Source organism: Glutamicibacter sp. AOP12-B1-11 (assembly GCF_052379245.1).
Lineage (GTDB): Bacteria > Actinomycetota > Actinomycetes > Actinomycetales > Micrococcaceae > Glutamicibacter.
Window position 1 is genome coordinate 1 of sequence record NZ_JBQSYL010000073.1, and the last position, 1,748, is coordinate 1,748.

General features: G+C 58.2%; 1 protein-coding gene. It reads right to left on the reverse strand.

Features of this window, described 5'->3' with window-relative positions; translation table 11 throughout:
* Positions 1-185: 185 nt before the first annotated feature.
* On the reverse strand, positions 186-1,622 hold the full coding sequence (locus ACT3UQ_RS19625; RefSeq protein WP_444637808.1) for an IS1380 family transposase: 1,437 nt from the start codon (positions 1,620-1,622) through the stop codon (positions 186-188).
* Positions 1,623-1,748: the final 126 nt, after the last annotated feature.

The window sequence follows — 1,748 nt, forward strand, 5'->3', positions numbered from 1 at the left end:
GCTAGCCCAGATTTTTCATGAGGTCTCTGACGGCCGCCGAAATCCGATACCCAGGATTCCCGGCGGCCGTTACTGATTCCGCCCACGCCAAAGAACGCCGAAACACCAGCGCTGGGTGCCAGGCTCCACCGACCTGGACTGAAATGATCTTTCAAAACCAAAGAAACAACAGGACAACCGCCAATTCAAGCAGCCAGCTCACCGCGCCGCCACCGCTGAAACAACACACCAATACCTTCCTGCAACTGGCAAAGCAACTGGCCTTCTGGTGCTCTCACCGGGATCAACAGCCGGCGCTGCCGCCCACCAGAGACGATTTTCCCAGCCATCGAAAACAGCCGGTACCGCCACCGCTTCAGATCCCACACCGAAGCCCCATGACCACCAGGCAGCGCAGCTAGCTGCAGCCATGCGACCAAGTTCAAAGCGAACATTGCCAGGTCAGCCCACGCCTGATTCGCGGCAAAAGACCAATACGGCAGCTTGCCCAACCCCGTGCTCTTGAGCGTTTTGATCCGATTTTCGCACCGGCCACGCGCACGATGCCGAGCATCAAGGAACGCCACGTTGAACCGCGGAGCATTGGTCAAGAACGCCGTCACCCGATTGCCATCCGTATCGAACAAGTTCGCTTTCGCACCAGGATGCAACGGCTCAGCACGCAGGTAAATCCGAGTTCCAGGCGGGTATTGCCTCAACTCCAAGACCTTCGTTGCATCAATCACCCACGCATCATCACGCTGATCTCCGTTAGCGTCCAGGGCTGGTTCCCAGTACTTCTTCTGATCGATCCACCGGATGAACCGCTCCTTGAGCACCGGCAGCGAATACGACGTGGAGAATTGGATCCCCAGCGAATCCAGGTGGTGCAAGAACTCCCTGGAGGAGCCGGCACTATCGGTACGGACCAGGATCTTCTCACCACGAAGGCTCCTGTGCTCGTCATAGAAATCATCAGGCAACTGAGCCAGCGCTTGGCCGAGCACCTCGATATGCGAGGCGGCGGAATTAGCGCCCCGGTTTCCCGGGCGCAACTGCACGGCGAGGACTTCGCCGGTGCCATGGCCTTTGCCGTAGTCAGCCATGGCAATCATCGGTGAAAAACCGTACCCACCTTTATACGTCCCAGCGCTGTTTTCCTTCTCAGAATGAACATGCACTAGCGACGCATCGAGGTCAATAATCAGCGGATTGGCTGCCGTGGCCAGCCGGGCTGGATTCCGCGGCCCGGCCGCATTCCAGACTTTGGAGCGCAGGCTGCGGGTCATGGTGGCGAACCCGTAGGAGAAAGCTTCAGGCTGTTCTTTGATCCGGCCCATGAACCTGCTGATCGTGGCATCCGACGCTACTGAGCCAAAGAGTCCTGGTGCGGCACGCAGCTGGTCAATATCTGTGGCTTGCTCGCCGCCGGCCGCCAAGGACAGGGCCAGTGCGCCGAGGATCTTGCCCGGACGGTGCGTTGCGGTAGCGGGCACGAACTGGCTGAACCGGTCCTCGCAGAGCCTGCGGAAGTCCACCGCGTTCAGGAAACTGGTCAGCACCGACAACCCTGCATGGGAGACCAGAGATTGACCGGTGAGTTGGGTCGGGATGGCAGGGAAAACGTGGGTAGAATGGTTCACAGAAAAGGTGATCCTTTGTACGGGTATTTTGGAAGCTTCGACACTCCTATTTTCCCTGTTCAGGTCACCTTTTCATCTTTTAAGTCAGTTAATGACTGCCGTCGTCATGAAATACCCGGGCTAGCG